This is a genomic window from Actinoallomurus sp. NBC_01490, from assembly GCF_036227085.1.
Lineage (GTDB): Bacteria > Actinomycetota > Actinomycetes > Streptosporangiales > Streptosporangiaceae > Actinoallomurus > Actinoallomurus oryzae.
Genome location: NZ_CP109433.1, coordinates 4,059,958 through 4,081,682 on the forward strand (window position 1 = coordinate 4,059,958; position 21,725 = coordinate 4,081,682).

Consider the following 21,725-nt stretch of genomic DNA (forward strand, 5'->3'; position numbering starts at 1 on the left):
CGCATACTCGGCACGAACACTCACGGGTGGGGGTGCGTATGTGGCGAGGGGTGGCCGCCGTCGGCGCGCTCCCGCTCGCCCTCCTGGGCGGGGCCTGCTCTTCCCACCGGACAACCGCGCGCCCGCCGGCCACGGTGACGGTCCTGCCGGCGCGGGGAACGCACGCCGTGCCGCCGGACGCCCCGGTGAGCGTCCGCGTACGCGACGGGCGGCTCCGCTCGGTCACGCTGGCCGACGGAGGCCGGCTGGAGGGGCGGACCAGCGCGGACGGCACTCTCTGGTGGCCACGCTGGACGCTGAGCCCGGGCCGCTCGTACACGCTCGTCGTCACGGTCGCGGGCGCGAACGGCCGCGTGGGCTCGGTACGGAGCACCTTCCGTACGCGACGGGTGGCGCACACGATCGGCGCGACCGTCGTCGCCCCGGAGCCCGGCGCCACGGTCGGGGTGGGAATGCCGATCATCCTGCGTTTCGCCGAGCCCGTGCGGAACCGCGCCGGCGTGGAGCGGTCGCTGGCCCTGTGGACGTCGGTCCCGGTGACGGGCGCCTGGCACTGGACCTCCCCGTCGGAGGTGGTCTTCCGCCCGCGCGCGTACTGGCCGGCGCACACGCGCGTACGCCTGCTGGCGCACCTGTCCGGCCTGCGGCTGGCGGGTGCCTCGTACGGCGCTGAGGACCTCGCCAGGGACTTCTCGATCGGTGACGCGCACATCACCGTGGCCAGTGCCCGCAGCCACCACCAGGAGGTCCGTGTCAACGGCCGCAGCGTCCGCCGGATGCCGATCAGCATGGGGAAGGGGACGCAGCTCAAGTACACGACCACGAGCGGCATCCACCTGACCATGGAGAAGAACCACCACGTCGTCATGGACTCGGCGTCGGTCGGCTGCCCGCCGGGCTGCCCGGACCACTACCGGCACGACGTCTACTACGCGGTCCGGATCTCCGACAGCGGCGAGTACGAGCACAGCGCGCCGTGGTCGGTGGGGGACCAGGGCAGCCGCAACGTGAGCCACGGCTGCATCAACCTGGGCCCACGCGACGCCCGCTGGTTCTTCCGCCACACCCAGCCGGGAGACGTGGTCCAGGTCACCGGCACCCGCCGGCGCCTCGACCCGGGAAACGGCTGGGGCTTCTGGCAACTGTCCTGGCCGGAATGGCTCGCCACGAGCCGCCTGGGCCCGGCGTACGGCCAGGGCATGCCCGCCCCGGCCCAGCCGCCCGCACTCATCCCCCGCTGAGCCCTGACAGGACCGTCAGGTGGCCAGGCGCTGGGTGAGCTCGATCCAGCGGTCCAGCAGGGCCGTGGCACGGCCGGAGTCGATCGCCTCCAGGGCGCGCGTGTAGGCCGCTCTCATGGCCTCCGTGAGCCGCTCCGCGGGCGGGGCGCCCTCGGCGGCCACGAGCGCCGCGGCCGCGTTGAGGGCCACGATGTCGCGGACCGGTCCGGTCTCCCCGGCCAGCACCGCGCGTGCCACACGGGCGTTGTGGCGGGCGTCCGCGCCGCGCAGGTCGGCCGGGGTCGCGCGGGGGATGCCCAGGTCGGCCGGGTCGAAGACGGTCTCGGTGGCGGTGCCGTCGCGGACCACCCAGACGGCCGACGTGGAGGTCGTGGTGAGTTCGTCCAGGCCGTCGTCGCCGCGGAACACCAGCGACGAGCAGCCGCGCTCGGCGAAGACGCCCGCGATGACGCCCGCCATACGGGGATGGAACACACCGACGGCCTGGGCGGTGGGGCGGGCCGGGTTGGCCAGCGGGCCGAGGAAGTTGAAGATCGTCGGTGTGCCCAGCTCGCTGCGCGTACGGGCGGTGTGGCGCAGGGCCGGGTGGTAGAGGGGCGCGAAGCAGAACGTGATGCCGATCTCGTCGGCGACCCGGGCCGCCGCATCGGGCGACAGTCCGATCGCGACCCCGAGCTCTTCGAGCAGGTCGGCCGCGCCGCAGGAGGAGGACGCGGCACGGTTGCCGTGCTTGACCATCCGCGCGCCGGCGGAGGCCGCGACGATCGCGCCCATGGTCGAGATGTTGACCGTGTGGGCCTGGTCGCCGCCCGTCCCGACGAGGTCGACCGCCGGCCCGGGCACGGTGATCGGCGTGGCGTGGGCCAGCATGCCCTCCGCGAGGCCGGTGACCTCCGCGACCGTCTCGCCCTTCGCCCGGAGCGCCACGGCGAAGCCCGCGATCTGAACGTCGCTGGCCTGCCCCGACATGATCTCCTGCATCGCCCAAGTGGTCTCGTCGGTCGACAGCGACTGCCCGTTGAGCAGCGCGCCGAGCAGGGCGGGCCACGTCGTACGCGGGTCCATCCGGACGCTCCCTGGCGGCTATCGGGTTATCGGTGGGACAGCTCGGAGCCGGAACCGGCCAGCCGCTTGCGCACCAGCTCGGCCACGCCCTCGGCGAGGGCGACGGCGTCGACGGGCTGGCTCGCGACGGCGTCGGCGCGCGACCAGGTGGCCAGCCAGCCGTCGTCGCGGCGGGCGATGAGGACCATGATCGGCGGGCAGTTGTAGATCTCGTCCTTGGCCTGGCGGCAGATGCCCATGCCGCCGGCGGGCTGCGCCTCGCCGTCGAGGACGGCCACGTCGATGTCGCCCTTGTCGAGACGGGCGAAGACCGCAGGCTCGGTGGCGGTCTCGACGTACTCCACCTCCGGGAGCCCGGCGGCGGGCCGCCGGCCGATCGCCAGGCGCACCTGCAGGCGCGTGTTCGCGTCGTGGCTGTAAACAAGGATCTTCATCGTGGACTCTGGCGCGGAGGCCCCGGCGGTCAGGCCGGGGAGGGATTGCGCCTCCCCCTTCCCGAAAGGACATGTCGCGCCGCCGCACTGCCGGCGCCTGTGAGCCGGGTGATCATCGATCGGGCGATGAAGTCCCGCGCACGTAGCGATGCTACCGGGCGCGACACGGCCCGTACGACCGGTCGGGGGCGAGGAGGAGCCGGGAACGGCTCGTTCCAACGACAAGACAGGTCCTTCCGGCGAAAACCGCCTGGAAGAGGCCTTGCGGGGGCGGCCGGGGCGCGCCTGATGGGGGGTCCTGCGTCACCTACTCGGCAGGTGCCGTAATAATGCTGCCCGTGGCAACAGTATCCGCGACTGACAGCGCAGCACCCCGCACCCGCGCCAACCGGCCCAACCTCGTGAGCGTGGGCACGATCGTGTGGCTGTCGTCCGAGCTCATGTTCTTCGCGGCGCTGTTCGCGATGTACTTCACCATCCGGTCGGTGACCATCGGGGACGGTGGCAGGTGGCCGGACGCGAACCTTGATGTGCCGTACGCCTCGGTGAACACCTTCATCCTGCTGATGTCCAGTGTGACGTGCCAGCTGGGTGTGTTCGCGGCCGAGCGCGGTCAGGTCGGGCGCCTGGGAAGCATCGTGAACATGCGCAAGTGGGGCCTGCGCGAGTGGTACTTCTTGTCGTTCCTCATGGGCGCGGTGTTCGTCGCCGGGCAGCTCAACGAATACCGTTCGCTGATCCATGAGGGCACCACGATCTCGTCGAGCGCGTACGGCTCGGTCTTCTACCTGACCACGGGCTTCCACGGTCTGCACGTGACCGGTGGCCTCATCGCGTTCCTGTTCATGCTCGGGCGGACGTACGCCGCGAAGCGCTGGACACACGAGCAGGCGACGAGTGCCATTGTGGTGTCGTACTACTGGCACTTCGTCGACGCCGTATGGGTCGGGTTGTTCGCCACGATTTACCTCATCGAGCTGTTGCACTGATCCAGATGGGACCCTCTTCCGTGAAATGGTTCACCGCATGGCGCCGGCGCCCGTGGGCGGGCTACGCCGTCGTGCTGGCCGCGCTCGCGATCATCGCTGTCGCGTACGCCGGTGTCTCCTCGGGAGGCGCGTCCGCGCAGGCGTCTGACACCCAGGCGTCGGCGCAGGACATCGCCAAGGGCAAGGAGCTTTTCAACCAGACCTGCTCGAGCTGCCACGGCGCCAACGCCCAGGGCACGCGCACCGCACCGAGCCTGATCGGTGTCGGCGCGGCGTCCGTGGACTTCCAGGTCGGCACCGGCCGGATGCCCGCCATGAACCCCGGCGCGCAGATTCCGCGCAAGAAGCCGGTCTTCAACGAGGAGCAGACCCGCCAGATCGCGGCGTACATCGCCTCGCTCGGTGGCGGGCCGTCGATCCCCTCCAACGACCAGGTCGACCCGAAGACCGGCGACGCCGCGCTCGGCGGCAAGCTGTTCCGCGCCAACTGCGCCCAGTGCCACAACTTCGCCGGGTCCGGGGGAGCGCTCACGGGTGGCAAGTACGCCCCGCCGCTGAACAAGGCGACGCCCACGCAGATCTACGAGGCCATGGTGACCGGCCCGCAGGCGATGCCGGTCTTCAACGACACGACCATCACGCCGGCGCAGAAGCGCGCGATCATCGCGTACATCACGCAGACCCGCAGCGAGGTCAACCCGGGCGGCAGCGGCCTGGGCCGTATCGGTCCGGTGGCCGAGGGCCTCGCCGGCTGGCTGGTCGGGATCGGCCTGATGGTCGTCGCGGCGGCGTGGCTCACTGCCAGGAAGCCCAAGAAGAAGCACAATGACTGACAACAACGAGACCAGCGGCGCGACCCCGGAAGAGGAGAGTCGCGTACCCAAGCGCGTGATCGGCACCCCGTCGCCGGCCGGCACTCATGAGCTGCTTCCCGAGGACAAGTCCGAGCAGGGCGGCAGTGGCTACGTGCTCGACGAGAAGAAGGCACGCAAGGCCGAGCGCGTCGCGGCCGCCTTCTTCACCCTGAGCTTCCTGGCCGGCATCGCGTTCATCGTGTTCTACGCCGTCTGGCCGGGCCACGTGGGCAGCATCGACCGGGCCGCCCGGTCGAACTACACCCTCGGTACCGCGCTGACGGTGGTCTTCCTCGGTCTCGCGGTCGGGATGACCATCTGGGTGCGTCACCTGGTGACCACCAAGGAGATCATCCAGGAGCGGCACGCGCTGTCCTCGACGCCGGAGGACCGCCAGGTCTTCAACCAGTACTTCCAGGAGGGCACGGAGGAGAGCGGGCTGCTCAAGCGCCGGCTGCTGCGCCGCACGCTGCTGCTGGCCGCCGCGCCGCTCGGCCTGCTTCCGCTCATCCTGCTGCGCGACCTCGGCCCGCTGCCGGAGAAGAAGCTGCGCCACACCGCCTGGAAGAAGGGCACCCGTCTCGTCGTCGACGGCACCGGGCAGCCGCTGAAGGCGGCCGACTTCGACTCGCCGGGCGGCATCATCACGGTCATCCCCGAGGGCGCCGAGGACAACCTCGACGAGATCGCGACGAGCACGGTCCTGCTGCTGCACCTCCCGGAGGACCAGCTCAAGGTCAAGAAGGGCCGGGAGAACTGGCACGTCGGCGGCATCATCGCCTACTCCAAGATCTGCACGCACGTGGGCTGCCCGGCGGCCCTGTACGAGCAGACCACCCACCACATCCTGTGCCCGTGCCACCAGTCGACCTTCGACGCGACCGACAGCGCCAAGGTCATCTTCGGCCCGGCGGCGCGCCCGCTTCCGCAGTTGCCCATCGGCGTCGACTCCGAGGGTTACCTCATCGCCACGAGCGACTTCCACGAGCCGGTCGGCCCGAGCTTCTGGGAACGCGGAAGGCCGAAGGCATGAACCACCCGACCCTCACCCCTACACGCATCCCATGCGACGGCTCGCGGCCTTCTCCGATCGGTGAACCGCGCGGCGAGCAAGGAGCGGTGAAATGAGCACGACGACACCTCCCAAGGCCATCGACGGCGCGATCGGGTTCGCCGACGAGCGCTTCGCCACCGCCGGGTTCCTCCGCGGCAAGATGAAGAAGGTCTTCCCCGACCACTGGTCGTTCATGCTGGGCGAGATCGCGCTGTACTCGTTCATCATCCTGCTGCTCAGCGGAACCTTCCTCACGCTGTGGTTCAAGCCGAGCATGTCCGAGGTCGTGTACCACGGCACCTACACGAAGCTCAACGGCGTCAGCATGAGCGAGGCGTACAGCTCGACGCTGCACATCAGCTTCGATGTCCGCGGCGGCCTGCTCATGCGGCAGATCCACCACTGGTCGGCGATCCTGTTCCTCGCGTCGATCATGGCGCACATGCTGCGGATCTTCTTCACCGGCGCCTACCGCAAGCCGCGTGAGATCAACTGGCTCATCGGCATCACGATGTTCACCGTGGCGATCCTGGAGGGCCTGTTCGGCTACTCCCTGCCGGACGACCTCCTGTCCGGCACGGGTCTGCGCATCACCCAGGGTGTGCTGCAGTCGATCCCGATCGTCGGCAGCTACCTGTACTTCTTCGCCTTCGGGGGCGAGTTCCCCGGCCACGACTTCATCCCACGGCTCTACACCGTGCACGTCCTCCTTATCCCGGGCATCCTGCTGGCGCTCGTCGGGGCGCACTTCATGATCCTGTGGTTCCAGGGGCACACGCAGTTCCCGGGCAAGAACCGGGAGGAGAAGTCCGTGATGGGCAAGCCGTTCTACCCGGTGTTCCTCATCAAGACCACCGCGTTCTTCGTCTTCACCTTCATGGTCGTCGCCCTCCTCGGGACGTTCGCCCAGATCAACCCGATCTGGCTGTTCGGCCCGTACACCCCGGACTCCATCACGGCCGGGTCGCAGCCCGACTTCTACATGGGCTTCCTCGAGGGCGCGCTGCGCATCATGCCCAACTGGGAGACGAACCTCTGGGGCCACACGGTCTCGTGGAACGTCCTCGTGCCGGCGCTCGTGCCGCTGGGCCTGATCATGACGGGGGCCGCCGTGTGGCCGTTCGTCGAGCAGTGGGCGACCGGTGACCGGCGTATTCACCACATCGCCGACCGGCCGCGCAACGCGCCGTTCCGCACCGCGGTCGGCATGGCCGCCGTCGCCTTCTACGGGCTGCTGTGGCTCGCGGGCGGCAACGACGTCCTGGCCGACAAGTTCCACATCTCGCTGTACCAGACGACGTGGTTCTTCCGCGTGGCCGTCTTCGTCGGCCCGGTCATCGCCTACATCGTGACCAAGCGGATCTGCCTGGGCCTGCAGCGCAAGGACGCGGAGGAGTACGAGCACGGCGTCGAGTCCGGCATCATCAAGATGCTGCCGAGCGGCGAGTTCATCGAGGTCCACGAGCCGGTCAAGGAGAACGCCGAGGCGGTCCTGAGCAGCAAGCCGCCCGCGCCGCCGCTCGTCTCGGGCGAGGAGGAGGACGAGAACGGCATCCCGTCGCCGGCCTCCCGCGGTCCGCTGGGCCGGGCCCGCCGGGCGCTGAACGGCGCGTTCGCCACCGACGACATCCCGATCGGCAACGGTCACGCGGCCGGCCACGGCCCCGGCGAGCCCGGAGCGCCGGGCGACGACGACGGCGACGCCGTCGTCGTGCACCCGGAGACCGAGGGCGGCGAACACCGCGAGCTCAGCCGCGGCTGACCCCGTGCGTTCGGCGAAGGCCCGTCACCGCGTCGCGGTGACGGGCCTTCTTCTCGGTGCCGTACGGAGCCGTGCGGCGGTGGGAACGGCTACGCTTGGGACGGGCCGTGACTGGCGCTGAAGGTGGAGTCACCACCGGGGAGCGGCCCTGCCATCGAGTGCCGTGCGCCTGGGCCGATCCACCGCGACCCGCAGGAGCGACCCGATGCCCAGCGACTCGATGTCCACGACGCACACCGCCCGTCTCATGGACGGCACCGCCCTGGCCCGCCGCATCACCGAGCGCACCACCGAACGCGCCGCGGCCGTCACCCGGCAACGCGGCACGGCCCCGTGCCTGGCCACCGTGCTGGTCGGCGACGACCCCGCCTCCGTGACCTACGTCCGGATGAAGCGTGCCCGGTGTGAGAAGGCGGGCATCACCTCCCGCCACGTGCCGCTGCCGGCCTCGACTACGACGGCGGAGCTCATCGGCACCATCACCGCCCTGTCCGACGACCCGGGCGTGGACGGCATCCTCCTGCAGCATCCGGCCGGGCCGCACATCGACGAGCGGGCCGCGTTCGAGGCGATCGATCCGGCCAAGGACGTCGACGGCGTCACGATGCGCTCGTTCGCCGCGATGAGCTTCGGCCTGCCGGGCTTCGTGTCCTGCACGCCCGGCGGGATCATGCGGCTGCTGGAGGAGTACGAGGTCGAGCTCGCGGGCCGGCACGCGGTGGTGGTCGGCCGGAGCGCCATCCTGGGCAAGCCGGCCGGGATGCTGCTGCTCGGCCGCGACGCGACGGTCACCTACTGCCACTCCCGTACGGCCGACGTGGCGGCACTCGTGAGGGAGGCGGACGTCGTCGTGGCGGCCGTGGGCCGGCCGAGGTTCATCAAGGGCGAGGACGTCAAGCCCGGAGCGGTCGTCGTCGACGCCGGCTACAACGCGGGCAATGTCGGCGACGTCGACTTCGAGACGGCGAAGACGCGTGCGAGCCTCATCACCCCGGTGCCGGGCGGCGTCGGCCCGATGACCATCGCCGTCCTGCTGGAGCAGACCGTCGAGGCGGCGGAACGGAGCCTGACCGCCTGACCGGCTCTCTCGGCGCCCTTGGCGCTGGTCACGAGGCATACCGGTGTGGTGGCTCGGGTGGTCACGGCCGACCGCCCGACGGAGGTCTCAGCGACGCAGGGGGAGGTCTCAGTCGGCGTCGGGGAGGCCGAGGGAGAAGGTGGCCTCCAGGTCGTGCTGGGAGTAGGCGCGGAAGGCGATGTGGGTCTCGGTGTGGGTGACGCCGTCGACCTTGTTGAGGCGGCCGGGGATGACGTCGGCGATCTGCTCGTACTGGCGGACCCGCACCAGCGCGACCAGGTCGAACTCGCCCGTCACCGAGTAGACCTCGCTGACCCCTTCGAGCCCGGCGATGGTCTCGGCGACCTCGGGGATGCGCGAGACGTCGGCCTTGATGAGCACGATGGCGGTGATCACGAGGTCCTCCTGCGATAAGTCGAGCCGGCCGTGCCGAAAGCCTAGTAGAGCGTCTCACCGAGACATACGGCAGTGACCCGGTCCGCCAGCGGCGGGAGGATCCTCGGTAGGGGGCCCAGGTCGGGATTGCTCTAGGCGCGAAGCAGTCATTACCGTCTTTCCGCCTATTCTTCCGTTCGTCGTTGTTGATCTTGTGGCGATGCGAGAGTTTCGAACGTGCGTACGAGTTACGAGGTGCGGGCCTATCCCACCCCGGAGCAGGCGGCGGTGCTGAGCCGCACGTTCGGCTGCGTACGTCTGGTGTGGAACAGAGTGCTGGAATGGCGGAAGATTCGTTACCGCACCGAGGGGCTCAGCACCTCCTACGCCGAGACCGACCGCTATTTGACCGAGCTGAAACGCGACCCGGATCTGGCGTTCTTGTCCGAGGTGTCCTGCGTGCCCCTCCAGCAGGTACTACGGCACCAGCATGCGGCGTTCGTGAACTTCTTCGCTCGGCGTTCCCGCTACCCCAGGTACAAGTCCCGGCAGCGCAAGCAGTCGGCGACCTTCACCCGGTCGGCGTTTCGCTGGCGGGAAGGCCGTCTGTATCTGGCCAAGATGATGGATACGCCACTGGAGGTGGTGTGGTCGTGGCCGGATGTTGATGCCGCGTCGATTGATCCGACGTCGGTGACGGTCTCGCGTGGGCTGTGCGGACGCTGGTACGTCTCCCTCGCCGTTGAGGCTCCAGACCCAGAGCAGGCGCCGGCGACCGGCGCATTGGTCGGTGTGGACTTGGGCGTCAAGGACTTCGCGGTCACCTCCGACGGCGAGAAGATCGCCAATGCTCGTCGGCTGGCCAGGCGGGAGCGTAACCTGGCGCGCTACCAGCGGCGTATGGCCCGTAAGCAGCGCGGGTCGAACAACCGGGCGAAGGCGAGGGCGAAGGTGGCCCGTGCGCACCGTAAGGTCGCGCGTCCCGTGCGGACTTCCTGCACAAGACCAGCGCCCGGCTGGTCCGCGACCACGACGTGATCGTGATCGAAGACCGCACGTCAAAGGCATGGTCCGTAACCGGCGGCTCGCCAAGGCGATCTCCGACTGTGGCTGGGGCGAGTTCCGTCGCCAACTGGAGTACAAAGCCGCCAAGTACGGCCGTCGTCTGGTCGTGATCGATCGCTGGTATCCCAGCTCCAAGACCTGCTCGGCGTGCGGGCATCTGCTCGCCGAACTCTCGCTTTCCACCCGGGCGTGGTGTTGCCCGGCGTGTCGCACCCTGCACGACAGGGACATCAACGCGGCCAAGAACATCCTGGCGGCAGGTCTTGCCGTGTCGGCCTGTGGAGGTGACGTCAGACACCCGAGGTCTCCTCGGGTGCAGTCGCCACAGAAGCAGGAACCCCAGCCCGTGAGGGCCGGAATCCCCGTCCTTTAGGACGGGGAGTAGTCAATGCCAGTTGAGGGCGGCCGACTTGCGGGCGAAGCCGCCGCGGCGTACGAGCAGGCCGCAGATCATCCCCGCGACGAACCCGTAGATGTGCGCGACATAGGCGGTCTGGCTCTGGTCGCCGAGGCTGAACCACTGGAACACGAAGAACTGCACCAGCAGAGTCCAGGAGGGCAGGCGGAACGGCAGGAACGACAGGACCAGCGCGATCGTCCTCGAGCGCGGATAGAGCACCAGGTGGGAGCCGAGCACGCCGGCGATCGCGCCCGAGGCGCCCACGAGCGGGGTCATCGAGCCGGGGTAGGTCACGGCGAAGCCGTACGCCGCGATGTAGCCGACGAGCAGGTAGAACAGGAGGAACCGCAGGCGGCCCAGCCGGTCTTCGGTGGCGGCGCCGAAGATGAACAGGTAGACCATGTTGCCGAGGATGTGGGCGACACCGCCGTGCAGGAACATCGACGACAGGGCGGACAGCCACGGGCGCTTGTGGAACGGCGCGGGGTGGCAGGCCGAGGCGACCTCCTCCGGCATCGGCGCCTGCCGGTTGTCGATCATCTCCTTGGGGATCGCGCCGTACTTGAGCAGGAACGTCGTCTGCTCGCAGTTGCGCTGGAGACGGGTCTCGCCGCTGTGGCCGACCGAGGCGACCGGTGAGAGGAGGAAGACGACGACGTTGACGGCGATGAGGAGATAGGTGACCAGCGGCGCGCGCCGGGTCGGCTGGTTGTCGTACAGCGGCAGCGCCACTCCTGCTCCTTAACGCATCGGCCGTCCGGCGCGCTCAACCATACGGGAATCGGTGTCGCGATACGCGTCGTCGATCCAGCGGCGCACACTCTCGGCGCCGTGTGCCGGGCAGCTCCACGTGCCGTCCACCTCGACCAGGCGCACGCCGGGTGAGTCGAGCCAGCGCAGGACGCACTCCATCTCCTCCGCCGAGGCGCGCGGCGCGGCGCCCGGACCGGGGCGTACGGTCTCGGCCGTGGCGACGAGCGCGTCGACGTAGGGCATCGGGTGGGCGTGGGGCGGGACCGTGCCCGCGGCGGCGAGCCGGCCGTGCCGCACGACGTGCAGCTCCCAGCCGCCGTCGAAGGCGGGCCGGGCCGCGACGAGCTGGGCGATGCCGGCGAGGGAGGACAGCCGCTGGCAGCGCGCCGCCCCCCGGACGAAGGCGGCCAGGCGGTCGCGGTGGGCGGCGGCCTCCTCGTAGCGGAGCTGTTCGGAGAGCCGGTCGATGCGGGCGCGGGCCGCGGCCACGACCGGGCGGACGTCGCCGGTGAGGATCGTGCGGGCGTGGGCGGCGTGCTCGGCGTACTCCTCGGGGCTCTGCCGCCCCTCGCAGGGGGCGCCGCACCGGCCGAGCTCGCCGAGCACGCAGGTGGCGGCCCGGCCCTCGGAGATGACCCGCAGGGTCAGCCGCTGTGTGCACTGGCGCAGCGGCACGGCGTCGTGCACGGCCGCGCGCGCCTCCTCGGCGAGCCGCGTGCTGCCGAACGGGCCCAGGTAGACGCTCTCGTCGTCGCGCACCTCACGGACGATCGACAGCCGGGGGAACGCCTCGGAGGTCAGCTTGAGCCAGACGGCACGCTCGGGATGGCGCGAGCGCCGGTTGTAGCGCGGCTTGTGCGCGGCGATCAGGCGCAGCTCGCGGACCTCGGCCTCCAGCGCGCTCGCGCACACGATGGTGCGCACCCGCTCGGCGATGCCGATCATCTCGCGGACGCCCCGGCGGGTCTCGGAGGCGGTGAAGTAGGAGCGGACCCGCGTGCGCAACCGGCCGCTCTTGCCGACGTAGAGCGGCTCACCGCGCGCGTCCTCGAAGATGTAGACGCCCGGCGCGGCCGGCACCGCGTCGGCGAGGTGACGCTTGCGCCGCTGCTCCGGCGTCGGGGCACGCGAGAAGCTCGTCAGCTCCTCCAGCGACTCCACGCCGAACGCGCCGGCGCGCTCGAACAGCCCGTGCAGCACGTCGACCGTCGCCTTGGCGTCGGCGAGCGCCCGGTGGCACGGCTCGGTGGCCGTACGGAAGAAACGGGCGAGCGTGGACAGCTTGCAGTTGGGCACCTCGTCGCGGGTGAGCAGCCGCCGTGCCAGGTCGGCCGTGTCGACGACGGCCGGCGCGGGCCAGGGGCGCTCCTGCGCGGCGCACGCCGCCTTGAGGAAGCCGATGTCGAACGGCGCGTTGTGCGCCACCAGCACGGCCCCGCGCGCGAACTCCAGGAACGCCGGCAGCACCTGTTCGATGCGTGGAGCCGCGACGACCATCTGCTGGGTGATGCCGGTCAGCACGGTGATGAACGGGGGGATCGCCATGCCCGGGTCGACGAGCGTGCCGAACTCGCCCAGGACCTCGCCGCCGCGCACCTTGACCGCGCCGATCTCGGTGATGGCGTCGTCGCGTGCCGAGCCGCCGGTGGTCTCCAGGTCGACGACCACGAAGGTCACTCCGATGAGGGGGGTGCCGAGATCGTCGAGGGTGCCCTGCACGGCAGGGCCTTCGGGGGCCATGGCAGGCACCGTACGGCCGGGTACCGACAAGCCGGCCCGCGCGGGGCCTCCGGAAGGGATTCGGCGGCCGTCGCCGGCGACGAGGACCGGGGCATTCGTCGGAGGATCGCCTACTCCGGGGTGTCCTGCCGTCTACGCTGGGCAGCGACGGCGGTACGGGCGCCCCGGCGGTATGTTCGCCGGGCGCACGACCCGACCACTCGTGAGGAGAAAGATCATCGACACCGGCCCGGGTGAGCATCTCGACCAGCCGTTGCCAGAGGCGGTGCGGCAACGTGTGGTCGAGTTCGCCGCGCACACCGTCGGCGTGCTGCCGGGCGACCAGGTCCCGGCGCCGCTGCGGCGCGTCGCGCGGTTCGAGCCGCGCCGCCGGGCCCGGCTGGCGGCCACGCCGATCGCGGCCCAGCTGGCGAAGGACGACGTGTTCCGCGAGCGCGTCGCCGAGTCCGTCCGCGAGGACCACGCCGAGCTGGCCACGGCGCTGGAGTCGGGCACGGTCCCGGCCGCGGCCGACCCGGTGACCGTCGCCGCCCTGGCGTACCTCATGCGGCCGCCGGGCTGGACCGAGCGGGTCGAGACGGCGCGGCGCGACCTCGAACGCTCGGCCCTCGCGGCCGACGAGGCCGCGACGATCCGCAAGGTGGCCGAGCTTCACGAACAGATCGCCGCGGCCAAGGCGACACGCTCGGAGGAGATCGAAAAGCTCCGCGCCGAACTGCGCGCCTCACGGGCGGAGAACGCCGAGCTGCGCAAGAAGCTGCACGAGAGCCGCACGCGCGCCAAGCGCGAGCACGCGCGGGCGGAGGAGCTGGACCGCCAGGCGGGGGAGGAGCGCGCCGCCGCGTCGGCGGCGGCGGCCGCGGCCGAGGCGGAGCTGCGCCGGCTGCGCGCCCGGCTGTCGCAGGCCGAGTCGGCCGCCGAGAGCGCCCGCCGCGCCGCCCGCGAGGGACGCAACCTCGACGACACCCGGCTGCGGGTGCTGCTCGACGCGCTGACCGACGCCGCGCGCGGCCTGCGCGAGGAGATCGGGCTGCCGACCGGCATCACCCGGCCGGCCGACAACGTCGGCGCTGTGACGCCCCAGCGGCCCGGTCACCGCACGCTGCCGGGCCGGGCGCTGGCCGACAGCGACCCGGCGCTGCTCGACCAGCTCCTCACGCTGCCGCAGGTGCACCTCATCATCGACGGATACAACGTCACCAAGACCGGGTACGGCGACCTTCCCCTGTCGGACCAGCGGTCCCGCCTCGTGTCGGGCGTCGGCGTCCTGCACGCCCAGACCAAGGCCGAGGTGACCGTCGTGTTCGACGGAGCCGAGCTGGACGCCCCGGTCGCGGTGCAGGCGCCGCGCGGGGTGCGCGTGCTGTTCAGCGCGCCCGGCCAGACCGCCGACGACCTCATCGGCCAGCTCGTACGCGCGGAGCCGAGCGGGCGGGCGGTGGTGGTCATCTCCTCCGACCAGGAGGTGTGCGACGCCGCCCGGCGCGCCGACGCGCGGCCCGCTCCGGCGTCACTGCTGCTGAGGCGCCTCAGCCGCACGTGAGGCGTTTCTGTCGGTGCCTCGTCCTACCGTCTGTGTCATGACGCCGACACGAGGAGGCACGATGCTCATCGACTGCGAAAAGTGTGAGCTACGCAACGTCGGGTGCGCGGACTGCGTGGTCTCGTTCATGCTGGGCGATCCGGTCGAAGCCGTGGAGATCAGCGACGGTGAGCGCCGTGCGCTGGACGTTCTCGCGGAGGGCGGCATGCTTCCCCCGCTCCGCCTGACGATCTCCGACGGGCGCGCCTCGTAATCACTTGTGCGCACGCTGCTGCCAGATTGACGGAAATTGCGAGTATTCCCGTAGAAGCGGTTGTTACCAGGGTGATACTTGACTAGTCTCACGCGCTGAGTCAGTCGCTCGTTCGTCGCCCCCCAGGCGACGGCGACAGGCTCCCGCCGAGTCGACACGGCATTCCCGGGGACCTTCCGTCGAGGGTCACCCATCGCCGTACCGAGCCGGGGAACCAGGTTCCAGGGGTGAATCGGAGCGTTCGCGTTCCGTAGGGCGACTTCCACGCCCGAATCCGTCAGCTAACCCGGTAGGCGGTCCTTGGGAGAGGGGCGTGCCGCGATCGTGGCAACAGAGCGCAGTTCCGGCGGTGCCACCGTCGGCTGGCTGCCGGGAGGCAGAGTCGGGGCACGTGCCCTGGCGACCCTGTGCGTAGCGGCGTCGGCGGCGCTGGTGCTGCCGTCCGTGCCTGCCGAAGCAGCGCCGAAGCCGACGCTGAAAGAGAGCCAGGCCAAGCTCAAGAAGCTGAATTCCCAGGTAGACCACCAGGACAACGTCTACAACAAGGCCAAAGAAGAGCGCCAGGCCGCCAAGAAAAAGTACGACGCTCTGCGAAAGTCGGTCGCCGAGGACCAAAAGACCTACGAGCACCTTCGTGAGCGGGTCGCCCAACTCGCCGCCGCCGCGTACAAGAGCGGCGACTCCGGCGACCTGCCGACCCTCGTGTCGGCGAACAACCCCGAAGACGTGCTCGACCAGATCTCGGTGTTCACCCAGGTAGCGCACAACCGCTCCACCGAGGTCACCCAGTTCCTCAACGCCGCGCAGCTGCTGCAGCGCCAGAAGGCGCAGGCGCAGCAGGCCGCCGCCGACCTCAACGCGAAGCTCAAGTCCGAAAAGGCGCAGCTCGACAAGCTGAAGAAGCAGGCCGCGCAGCAGCAGTCCCTGGTCAACAGGCTCGGCGGCGGCGCTTCCGGCGGCAGCCATGGCGGCACCTACAACGGGCCGGCGTCCGGCCCCGCCCGCCTCGCCCTGGAGTACGCCTACGCCCACAAGGGCGATCCGTACAAGTACGGCGGCGCCGGACCGAACAGCTTCGACTGCTCCGGGCTGGTGATGATGGCCTGGCGTCACGCCGGCGTCAGCCTGCCCCGCGTCGTGCCGGACCAGTACAACGCCACCCGCCGCGTGGCCCGCTCGGACCTCCAGCCCGGCGACCTGGTCTTCTTCGACAACCTGGGCCACGTCGGCCTGTACGTCGGCAACAACCAGTTCATCCACGCACCGCACACGGGCACGGTCGTCCAAATCGAGAGCCTGAGCGGCTACTACAGCTCGAACTACTACGGCGCGGGCCGTCCGTAGGGAGCTGACAACAGTGGAGATGAAGCGTTCAACCATGTCCAAAACCAGTCGTTGGATCGTCGGTACCGCCGGAGCGGCCATCGTCGCCGGGCTCGTCCTGCCCGCCGCCCCCGCGGAGGCCAAGCCGACCCCCTCGCTGAGCGCCGCCAAGCAGCAGCTCGCCAAGCTCAACGACCAGGTCGACCAGCTGGCCAACCAGTACAACAAGGCCAAGGAGGACTGGAAGGCCGCGCAGAGCCACCTCAAGGCGCTCAAGTCCTCCGTCACGGTCGAGCAGGCGACGTTCAACCAGCTGCACACCCGGGTCGCCCAGCTCGCTGCGGCGGAGTACAAGGAGGGCGGCGCGGCGGGTGACATCCCCCAGTTCCTGTCGGCCAACGACCCCGAGGCCGTGCTCGACCAGATGTCGGCCTTCACCAAGGTCTCCAGCAACCGCGCGGCGGAGCTGAACCAGTTCCTGGCGTCCGCGCAGCGGCTGGAGCGGCAGAAGGCGCTGGCGGAGCAGGCGGCCGAGCAGCTCAAGCAGCAGAAGGACCAGGTCGACAAGCAGCGCGCGGCGGCCAACGCGGCGATCAGGAAGCAGCTTCGCCTGATCGACAGGCTGGGCGCCAACATCGACCCGGGCTCGTCCAAGGCCAACTGCTCGATCCTGGCGACCGGCCGCGCCGAGACGGTGCTGAAGTACGCCTGCGCGCAGCTCGGCAAGCCGTACGTCTTCGGTGGTGCCGGCCCGAACGTCTTCGACTGCTCGGGCCTGACGATGATGGCCTACAAGCAGGTCGGCATCAACCTCAGCCACTACGTGCCGAACCAGTACAGCGCGAGCCGGCGTGTTGCGAAGGCCGACCTCCAGCCGGGTGACCTCGTCTTCTTCAGCCACAACGACCACATGGGGATGTACGTCGGCAACGGCAAGTTCATCCAGGCGCCGCACACCGGCGACGTGGTGAAGATCTCCAGCCTCAGTGACGCGTACTACAGCCAGGTCTACTACGGCGGCGGTCGCCTGCTCTGACCGAACCGAACATCACAGGCCCTCCGGCGCGTCAGTGTCCGGAGGGCCTTTTTCGGTCGGGGTGAATTCACCTTAGGTAATTTCTCTCGTACGCTCTGACGGCGAATTTGCGTATTCATAGGTGCCTTGTTAGCGTGCGCCGAGTTATGCGATACGCCCCATGTGTCGCATGCAGCCGACGTGAGGGAATTCGCCCTTCCTCCGAATGTGTTGTGGAACACATTCCACCGGGCGGGATCATCCTCTCGGCTTTCCGAAATGCAGAGATAAGCGGCCGGTCACCGAAGAACCGCCCCGTGAGAGGGCGTGTCAGGCGGCCGCGAGCGCCGAGTCCGCGGGCACGCGGAGCCGGGGACCCACATACGCGCGAAGGGCGCGGATCCCCCGGGGTGAATCGGTGCGCCTGCGTCATCACGGGCAGACAGCGGTGCGGCGGACAGACCGTGACCGCGGACCGTGGTGCGGCGGGCGGACCGTAGGGCGACCTCTTCCCAGCCCGAACCCGTCAGCTAACCCGGTAGGCGCACACGGAAGGAGAGCATCCTGTCTCGCACCCCCTCGACCGCTTCGCCGACGCGCGTCCGCCTCGCCGGCGGCATGCTGGCCGTGGGCGCGGTCCTCGCGCCCACGGTCCTGACGGCCTCGACGGCATCCGCCTCATCGGACACCGTCGCCACCGTCACCCCGGTCGCCATCCCCACGGCGGCCGCGGGCACGACGACGAAGCAGACGTCTTGGAGCAAGCGACACAAGGTCGGGCTGAAGGCGGTCGCCGTCGCCCGTAAGCAGATCGGCAAGCCGTACCGCTACGGCGGGGACGGCCCGAGCAGCTTCGACTGCTCCGGTCTGGTGCAGTACGTCTACCGCAAGGCCGGAGTGAAGCTCCCGCGCACCGCGGACGCCCAGCACCGGCACGTCAAGCGCCACGTGAAGTTCTCCGACCTCGCCACCGGCGACCTGGTGTACTTCTACGGCGACGGCCACACGGGCATCGTCTCGACGGTCAAGGGCAAGAAGGTCTACATGATCCACGCCCCCCACTCCGGTACGCACGTCAAGCAGGTGCTGATCAACAGCTACTACCGGGCGCACTTCAACGGCGCCGCCCGCCCGTACTGAGGCACCCGTCCAGGCGACCGCCGGGGCCCGTCCGCGAGGACGCCCCGGCGGTCGCGTACGTTCCGGGCCCGGGACGCGGTGGACGGGTGATGGCGGGTGCCGTCGGCGGGGGCACCCGGTCGCGGCGGCTAGGATCGCGCGCATGCCGGCCAAGGGGAACCTGGACTCGCGTGCGACCGCGCCGGCCATGTTCGCCGGGCTCGCCGGGCTGGCGATCGTGGCCAACCTCCTCGCGGGGGTCGGCTACATCGCGTTCCACGACGGTGAGAGCCGGGCCGCCGCCTCCTCCCGGCCGGTCGCCGGGGCGCCGAGCGCGCCCAGCGCCGCCACGGTGAACTCCCTGCTCCAGCGCCGCTCGCGTGCCGTCCTCGACCGCGACCGCGCCGCCTTCCTCGCCACCGTCGACCCCTCGGGCCAGGCGTTCCGCGCCGGGCAGCGGACGCTGTTCGACAACCTGGCCAAGGTGCCGCTCGCCCTCTGGAAGGAGACCCTGGCTGACACGCGCCCCGCCGTGGCGGCCGACGACGGCTGGACGGCCCGACTCCGGCTCACCTACCGGCTGCGCGGGTTCGACCGCCGTGACCTCGTCTCCACCGAATACCTCACCTTCGACCGCCGCCCGGGCACCGGCTGGACGATCTCCGGCGACGGCGCGGCGCACGGCCTGCGCGACGACCCGCAGATCTGGAACGGCGGCGGCCTCACCGTGGTCCACGGGCGGCGCAGCATCGTGCTCGCCGAGGACGGAGCCGTCGCCGGTCCGGACTCCGCCGCCCGTACCGCCGGACTGCGCGACATCGCCGCCCGCCTCGACCAGGGGATCGGTACCGTCTCCGGCGTCGTCGGCGACCGGTGGTCCCGGCGCGTCGTGGCGCTCGTCCCGGCCACCGAGCAGGAGGCCGAAGAGCTCGTGGGGGACGTGCGCAACCTCGGCGACATCGCCGCGCTGGCCACGGTCACCGGTGACGAGGGCGGTCGCGGCACGGGGGAGGACCGCGTCGTCATCACCCCCACCGCGTTCGGCCGGCTGACCGCCCTGGGCCGGCACGTCGTCCTGACCCACGAGCTCGTGCACGTCGCGATGGGCGGAGCGCGCGACGGCAAGACCCCGATGTGGCTGATCGAGGGACTCGCCGACTACGTCGGCTACAAGAAGGCCGGGGTCTCGACCAAGGCGGCCGGGCGCGAGCTGGCCGACCTCATCGCCACCAGCGGCGTGCCGGCCGCCCTGCCGGGCACGAAGGAGTTCGCCGGCTCGGGCGACCGGCTCTCGGCGGCGTACGAGGAGGCGTGGCTCGCCTGCCGCATGGTCGCCGAACGCTACGGTGAGGACCGGCTCGTACGGCTTTACCGCACGGCCGAGGCGGAGCCGCAGGACGCGGGCGACCCGCGGCTCCAGGACCGCGCGCTCCGCAGCGTCCTGGGCATCGGCACCGACCGGTTCGACGCACTGTGGCGCGCGTACGTCCGCCGGGAACTGGCGTGACCCATGGGGCACGCCACGCAGCAGCCAGATGAGGAGCACGCGGTGAGGGCACGTCGTACGGCCGGGCCGGCGGTCGCGGTCGAGGCGAGGCAGGAGCCCGGCCCAGTGCCGGATCGGCGCGGGGCGGCGGTCGCCGCCGTGGTCCTGTGCGCGCTGCTGGCGGTGGTGATCCTGGTGACGACTCCGTGGCACCCGCTGCCGGGCGCCCGTGCCACGGCCGATCCAGGCCTCGACTTCACGCCCGCGCAGATCGCCCGCAGCGGCGCGTTCAACGACGCCCTCGACCCGCCCGCGTACGCCGGGCTCGCGGCCGGCCTCCTGGTCGTGCTCCTGCTCGGCCTCACGCCGCTCGGCGCGCGGCTGCTCGGCTCGGTCACCCGGCCCCTGCGGCGCTGGCCGCTGCGGCTGGTCGGGGCGGCGGTCGTGCTGGCGGTGCTGACCCGGCTCGCCGGCCTGCCGTTCGACGTGTGGTCCCAGACCGTCCTGCACCGGTACGGGCTGTCCACCGAACCCTGGGGCGGCTGGTTCACCGACCAGCTGACCTCGCTCGGCGTCACCCTCGTCATCTGGATCGTCGTGCTGCTCGGCGTGCACCTGCTGGTCCGCCGGTTCCCGCGGCGCTGGTGGGCGGGGGCCGCCGCGGGCGGGTTCGTGCTCGTCGCGGCGGCGTCGTTCGGCTATCCGGTACTGGTCGAGCCGCTGTTCAACTCGTTCCACTCGATGCCCGCCGGGCCGCTGCGCACCGACCTGCTCGCGATGGCGCGGCGGGACGGCGTGCCGGTCGGCGACGTGCTCGTCGCCGACGCCTCCAAGCGGACCACCGAACTGAACGCCTACGTCTCCGGCTTCGGCTCCACCCGCCGCATCGTCGTCTACGACACACTGCTCAGCAGCGAGCCGCGTACGGAGATCGAGCTCATCGTGGCGCACGAACTCGGCCACGCCAAGCGCGACGACGTGCTGCACGGCACCCTCGTCGGCGCGCTCGGGGCGGCGGCCGGCGTGTGCGTGCTCTTCCTCGTCATCACCTCGCCGCGGCTCCTGCGGCGCGCCGGGGCCGAGTCACCGGCCGACCCGCGGTCCGTCGCGCTGCTGCTCGCCGCGGTGACCGTGCTCCTGCAGGTCGCCGGGCCGGTGGAGAACCTCATCAGCCGCCGCATCGAGGCCCGCGCCGACATGCACGCGCTCGACCTGACGCGCGACCCGGAGACCTACGTGCGGATGCAGCGCTCGCTCAGCGCCCGCAACCTCGACGACCTGTCGCCCGGCGCACTGGAGTACGCGCTGTGGAACAGCCACCCGACCGGCCCGCAGCGGATCGCCATGGGCCGCGACTGGGCCCGGCTCCACGGCGTCCCGGTGCCCGCGCCGCTAGTGAAGAGCACTTCGCCGTGACCGCGCGGTGAGCGCGGCCACGGCGAAGAAGGATGTGGCGAAGAAGGACGCGGCTACTCCATCACCGGCTCGGCCGGTGCCGCGCTGCGACCGAACGGCCCGCCCACCGGCAGGGAGAGTTTGCCCGGCATGCCGTTGGCCACTCCGGCCGCCGAGGTGTACCAGGCGACGAGCGCGGTCAGGACACCGATCCACCCACCGAGCTTGACCGTGCCGGTGCTGTGGGACAGGTTGCCGATGAACAGGATGATCTCGGTGACCTCGAGGGTCAGGAACACGCCGAACACCGCCGCGTTGACCTGGGTGCTCCAGAGCAGCATGTAGGTGTTGAAGATGGCGAAGGCGAGCAGGATCCAGCCGAGGTCGTTCTGGATGAGCGACTCGGCGTTCGCTCCGCCGGCCTTGGCGGCCGTCGGGGCGACGAGCTGGACATAAAGGCCCAGACCGATCCAGAAGCCGCCGTAGGTGGAGAATGCGGTGGCGCCGAAGACGTTACGGTTGCGGAACTCCCACATGCCGGCGAGCAGCTGGACGAGCCCGCCGTAGGCGAAGGCGTAGCCCAGCCAGGCGTCGGTGCCGTCCGTCCAGCCCGCGTTCTTGGCCGACAGGAGGAATGTGGTGAGTGCGAAGGCGGCGAGGCCGAGCGGGCCGGGGTCCGCGATGGCCGATGCCGCTGGCGCGGGGGTTCGGGGGGTCTCGGTCAAGGTGGCTCCTCCTATATCCGTGGAGAACTCCACCGCCGTGCCTCGTCAGGTCCGCA

The 21,725-nt window shown here is 70.7% G+C and carries 19 protein-coding genes, 1 pseudogene and 3 riboswitches; of the genes and pseudogenes, 14 read left to right on the forward strand and 6 right to left on the reverse strand.

Annotation, left to right across the window (positions count from 1 at the left end; all coding sequences use genetic code 11):
* The first annotated feature begins 38 nt into the window (after nt 1-38).
* The gene (locus tag OG417_RS19475) at nt 39-1,241 is read left to right on the forward strand and encodes a L,D-transpeptidase (protein WP_329257802.1); all 1,203 of its coding nucleotides are present in this window, start codon (nt 39-41) and stop codon (nt 1,239-1,241) included.
* A gap of 15 nt (nt 1,242-1,256) precedes the next feature.
* On the opposite strand, the gene trpD is transcribed toward OG417_RS19475, so the two are convergent.
* Nucleotides 1,257-2,306, reverse strand: coding sequence for an anthranilate phosphoribosyltransferase (trpD, locus tag OG417_RS19480; RefSeq protein ID WP_329257805.1), 1,050 nt, complete (start codon nt 2,304-2,306; stop codon nt 1,257-1,259).
* Nucleotides 2,307-2,332: 26 nt separating this feature from the next.
* On the reverse strand, nt 2,333-2,740 hold the full coding sequence (locus OG417_RS19485; RefSeq protein ID WP_329257808.1) for a hypothetical protein: 408 nt from the start codon (nt 2,738-2,740) through the stop codon (nt 2,333-2,335).
* A 329-nt stretch (nt 2,741-3,069) separates the two neighbouring features.
* Between OG417_RS19485 and ctaE the strand changes: the two genes are divergently transcribed.
* The 5 genes from ctaE (at nt 3,070) to OG417_RS19510 (ending at nt 8,477) form a co-directional block, all read left to right on the forward strand.
* Entirely contained in the window at nt 3,070-3,729 is a 660-nt protein-coding gene (gene ctaE, locus OG417_RS19490; RefSeq protein WP_329257812.1) for an aa3-type cytochrome oxidase subunit III, read from the forward strand.
* Between the two features lie 5 nt (nt 3,730-3,734).
* On the forward strand, nt 3,735-4,562 hold the full coding sequence (gene qcrC, locus OG417_RS19495) for a cytochrome bc1 complex diheme cytochrome c subunit (protein WP_442875706.1): 828 nt from the start codon (nt 3,735-3,737) through the stop codon (nt 4,560-4,562).
* Nucleotides 4,555-5,616 carry a cytochrome bc1 complex Rieske iron-sulfur subunit gene (qcrA, locus tag OG417_RS19500; RefSeq protein WP_329257816.1) on the forward strand — a complete coding sequence of 354 codons (1,062 nt, stop codon included), beginning with the start codon at nt 4,555-4,557 and terminating at the stop codon, nt 5,614-5,616. Before qcrC ends, qcrA begins: the two co-directional genes overlap by 8 nt.
* 91 nt (nt 5,617-5,707) lie before the next feature.
* Nucleotides 5,708-7,399, forward strand: a complete 1,692-nt coding sequence (gene qcrB / locus OG417_RS19505; protein ID WP_329257820.1) for a cytochrome bc1 complex cytochrome b subunit — start codon at nt 5,708-5,710, stop codon at nt 7,397-7,399.
* 97 nt (nt 7,400-7,496) lie between these two features.
* Nucleotides 7,497-7,581, forward strand: a riboswitch (ZMP/ZTP riboswitch).
* A gap of 23 nt (nt 7,582-7,604) precedes the next feature.
* A complete protein-coding gene (locus OG417_RS19510) occupies nt 7,605-8,477 on the forward strand; it encodes a bifunctional 5,10-methylenetetrahydrofolate dehydrogenase/5,10-methenyltetrahydrofolate cyclohydrolase (protein ID WP_329257823.1) in 873 nt (290 codons plus the stop codon).
* Nucleotides 8,478-8,585: 108 nt separating this feature from the next.
* On the opposite strand, the gene OG417_RS19515 is transcribed toward OG417_RS19510, so the two are convergent.
* The gene (locus tag OG417_RS19515) at nt 8,586-8,873 is read right to left on the reverse strand and encodes an Lrp/AsnC family transcriptional regulator (protein WP_329257826.1); all 288 of its coding nucleotides are present in this window, start codon (nt 8,871-8,873) and stop codon (nt 8,586-8,588) included.
* A 216-nt stretch (nt 8,874-9,089) separates the two neighbouring features.
* Here OG417_RS19515 and OG417_RS19520 point away from each other — a divergent pair.
* Nucleotides 9,090-10,290: pseudogene (locus OG417_RS19520) on the forward strand (RNA-guided endonuclease InsQ/TnpB family protein).
* A 12-nt stretch (nt 10,291-10,302) separates the two neighbouring features.
* On the opposite strand, the gene OG417_RS19525 reads toward OG417_RS19520, so the two are convergent.
* Both OG417_RS19525 and OG417_RS19530 read right to left on the reverse strand, forming a co-directional pair.
* Nucleotides 10,303-11,049: a rhomboid family intramembrane serine protease gene (locus OG417_RS19525; protein ID WP_329257829.1), complete on the reverse strand. Its 747-nt coding sequence runs from the start codon at nt 11,047-11,049 to the stop codon at nt 10,303-10,305.
* 9 nt (nt 11,050-11,058) lie between these two features.
* Nucleotides 11,059-12,810 (reverse strand): DEDD exonuclease domain-containing protein, encoded by a 1,752-nt coding sequence (locus OG417_RS19530; protein WP_329257832.1) that lies wholly within the window; start codon nt 12,808-12,810, stop codon nt 11,059-11,061.
* A gap of 202 nt (nt 12,811-13,012) precedes the next feature.
* Here OG417_RS19530 and OG417_RS19535 point away from each other — a divergent pair, with 202 nt between their 5' ends.
* The 7 genes from OG417_RS19535 (at nt 13,013) to OG417_RS19565 (ending at nt 20,965) form a co-directional block, all read left to right on the forward strand.
* Entirely contained in the window at nt 13,013-14,353 is a 1,341-nt protein-coding gene (locus OG417_RS19535; protein WP_329257835.1) for an NYN domain-containing protein, read from the forward strand.
* Nucleotides 14,354-14,390: 37 nt separating this feature from the next.
* The gene (locus OG417_RS19540) at nt 14,391-14,606 is read left to right on the forward strand and encodes a hypothetical protein (protein ID WP_329257839.1); all 216 of its coding nucleotides are present in this window, start codon (nt 14,391-14,393) and stop codon (nt 14,604-14,606) included.
* A 184-nt stretch (nt 14,607-14,790) separates the two neighbouring features.
* A riboswitch (cyclic di-AMP (ydaO/yuaA leader) is annotated at nt 14,791-14,918 on the forward strand.
* A 12-nt stretch (nt 14,919-14,930) separates the two neighbouring features.
* Nucleotides 14,931-15,950 (forward strand): C40 family peptidase, encoded by a 1,020-nt coding sequence (locus OG417_RS19545; RefSeq protein WP_329257842.1) that lies wholly within the window; start codon nt 14,931-14,933, stop codon nt 15,948-15,950.
* Between the two features lie 34 nt (nt 15,951-15,984).
* Complete coding sequence (locus tag OG417_RS19550) at nt 15,985-16,965, forward strand: C40 family peptidase (RefSeq protein WP_329257845.1); 981 nt, start codon at nt 15,985-15,987, stop codon at nt 16,963-16,965.
* A gap of 314 nt (nt 16,966-17,279) precedes the next feature.
* Nucleotides 17,280-17,504, forward strand: a riboswitch (cyclic di-AMP (ydaO/yuaA leader).
* A gap of 58 nt (nt 17,505-17,562) precedes the next feature.
* On the forward strand, nt 17,563-18,084 hold the full coding sequence (locus OG417_RS19555; RefSeq protein WP_329257849.1) for a C40 family peptidase: 522 nt from the start codon (nt 17,563-17,565) through the stop codon (nt 18,082-18,084).
* Between the two features lie 142 nt (nt 18,085-18,226).
* On the forward strand, nt 18,227-19,570 hold the full coding sequence (locus OG417_RS19560) for a hypothetical protein (protein WP_329257851.1): 1,344 nt from the start codon (nt 18,227-18,229) through the stop codon (nt 19,568-19,570).
* Nucleotides 19,571-19,612: 42 nt separating this feature from the next.
* Nucleotides 19,613-20,965: a M48 family metallopeptidase gene (locus OG417_RS19565; RefSeq protein WP_329257853.1), complete on the forward strand. Its 1,353-nt coding sequence runs from the start codon at nt 19,613-19,615 to the stop codon at nt 20,963-20,965.
* Nucleotides 20,966-21,018: 53 nt separating this feature from the next.
* Here OG417_RS19565 and OG417_RS19570 read toward each other — a convergent pair whose 3' ends face one another.
* On the reverse strand, nt 21,019-21,669 hold the full coding sequence (locus tag OG417_RS19570) for an acetate uptake transporter (protein ID WP_329257855.1): 651 nt from the start codon (nt 21,667-21,669) through the stop codon (nt 21,019-21,021).
* Nucleotides 21,670-21,725: the final 56 nt, after the last annotated feature.

Excerpts from the sequence above, each read along its gene's own strand:
- OG417_RS19475 (WP_329257802.1), top strand. The coding sequence starts at position 39 with ATGTGGCGAGGGGTGGCCGCCGTCGGCGCGCTCCCGCTCGCCCTCCTG.
- trpD (WP_329257805.1), bottom strand. The coding sequence starts at position 2,306 with ATGGACCCGCGTACGACGTGGCCCGCCCTGCTCGGCGCGCTGCTCAAC.
- OG417_RS19485 (WP_329257808.1), bottom strand. The coding sequence starts at position 2,740 with ATGAAGATCCTTGTTTACAGCCACGACGCGAACACGCGCCTGCAGGTG.
- ctaE (WP_329257812.1), top strand. The coding sequence starts at position 3,070 with ATGCTGCCCGTGGCAACAGTATCCGCGACTGACAGCGCAGCACCCCGC.
- qcrC (WP_442875706.1), top strand. The coding sequence starts at position 3,735 with ATGGGACCCTCTTCCGTGAAATGGTTCACCGCATGGCGCCGGCGCCCG.
- qcrA (WP_329257816.1), top strand. The coding sequence starts at position 4,555 with ATGACTGACAACAACGAGACCAGCGGCGCGACCCCGGAAGAGGAGAGT.
- qcrB (WP_329257820.1), top strand. The coding sequence starts at position 5,708 with ATGAGCACGACGACACCTCCCAAGGCCATCGACGGCGCGATCGGGTTC.
- OG417_RS19510 (WP_329257823.1), top strand. The coding sequence starts at position 7,605 with ATGCCCAGCGACTCGATGTCCACGACGCACACCGCCCGTCTCATGGAC.
- OG417_RS19530 (WP_329257832.1), bottom strand. The coding sequence starts at position 12,810 with ATGGCCCCCGAAGGCCCTGCCGTGCAGGGCACCCTCGACGATCTCGGC.
- OG417_RS19540 (WP_329257839.1), top strand. The coding sequence starts at position 14,391 with ATGACGCCGACACGAGGAGGCACGATGCTCATCGACTGCGAAAAGTGT.
- OG417_RS19550 (WP_329257845.1), top strand. The coding sequence starts at position 15,985 with ATGTCCAAAACCAGTCGTTGGATCGTCGGTACCGCCGGAGCGGCCATC.
- OG417_RS19555 (WP_329257849.1), top strand. The coding sequence starts at position 17,563 with ATGCTGGCCGTGGGCGCGGTCCTCGCGCCCACGGTCCTGACGGCCTCG.
- OG417_RS19560 (WP_329257851.1), top strand. The coding sequence starts at position 18,227 with ATGCCGGCCAAGGGGAACCTGGACTCGCGTGCGACCGCGCCGGCCATG.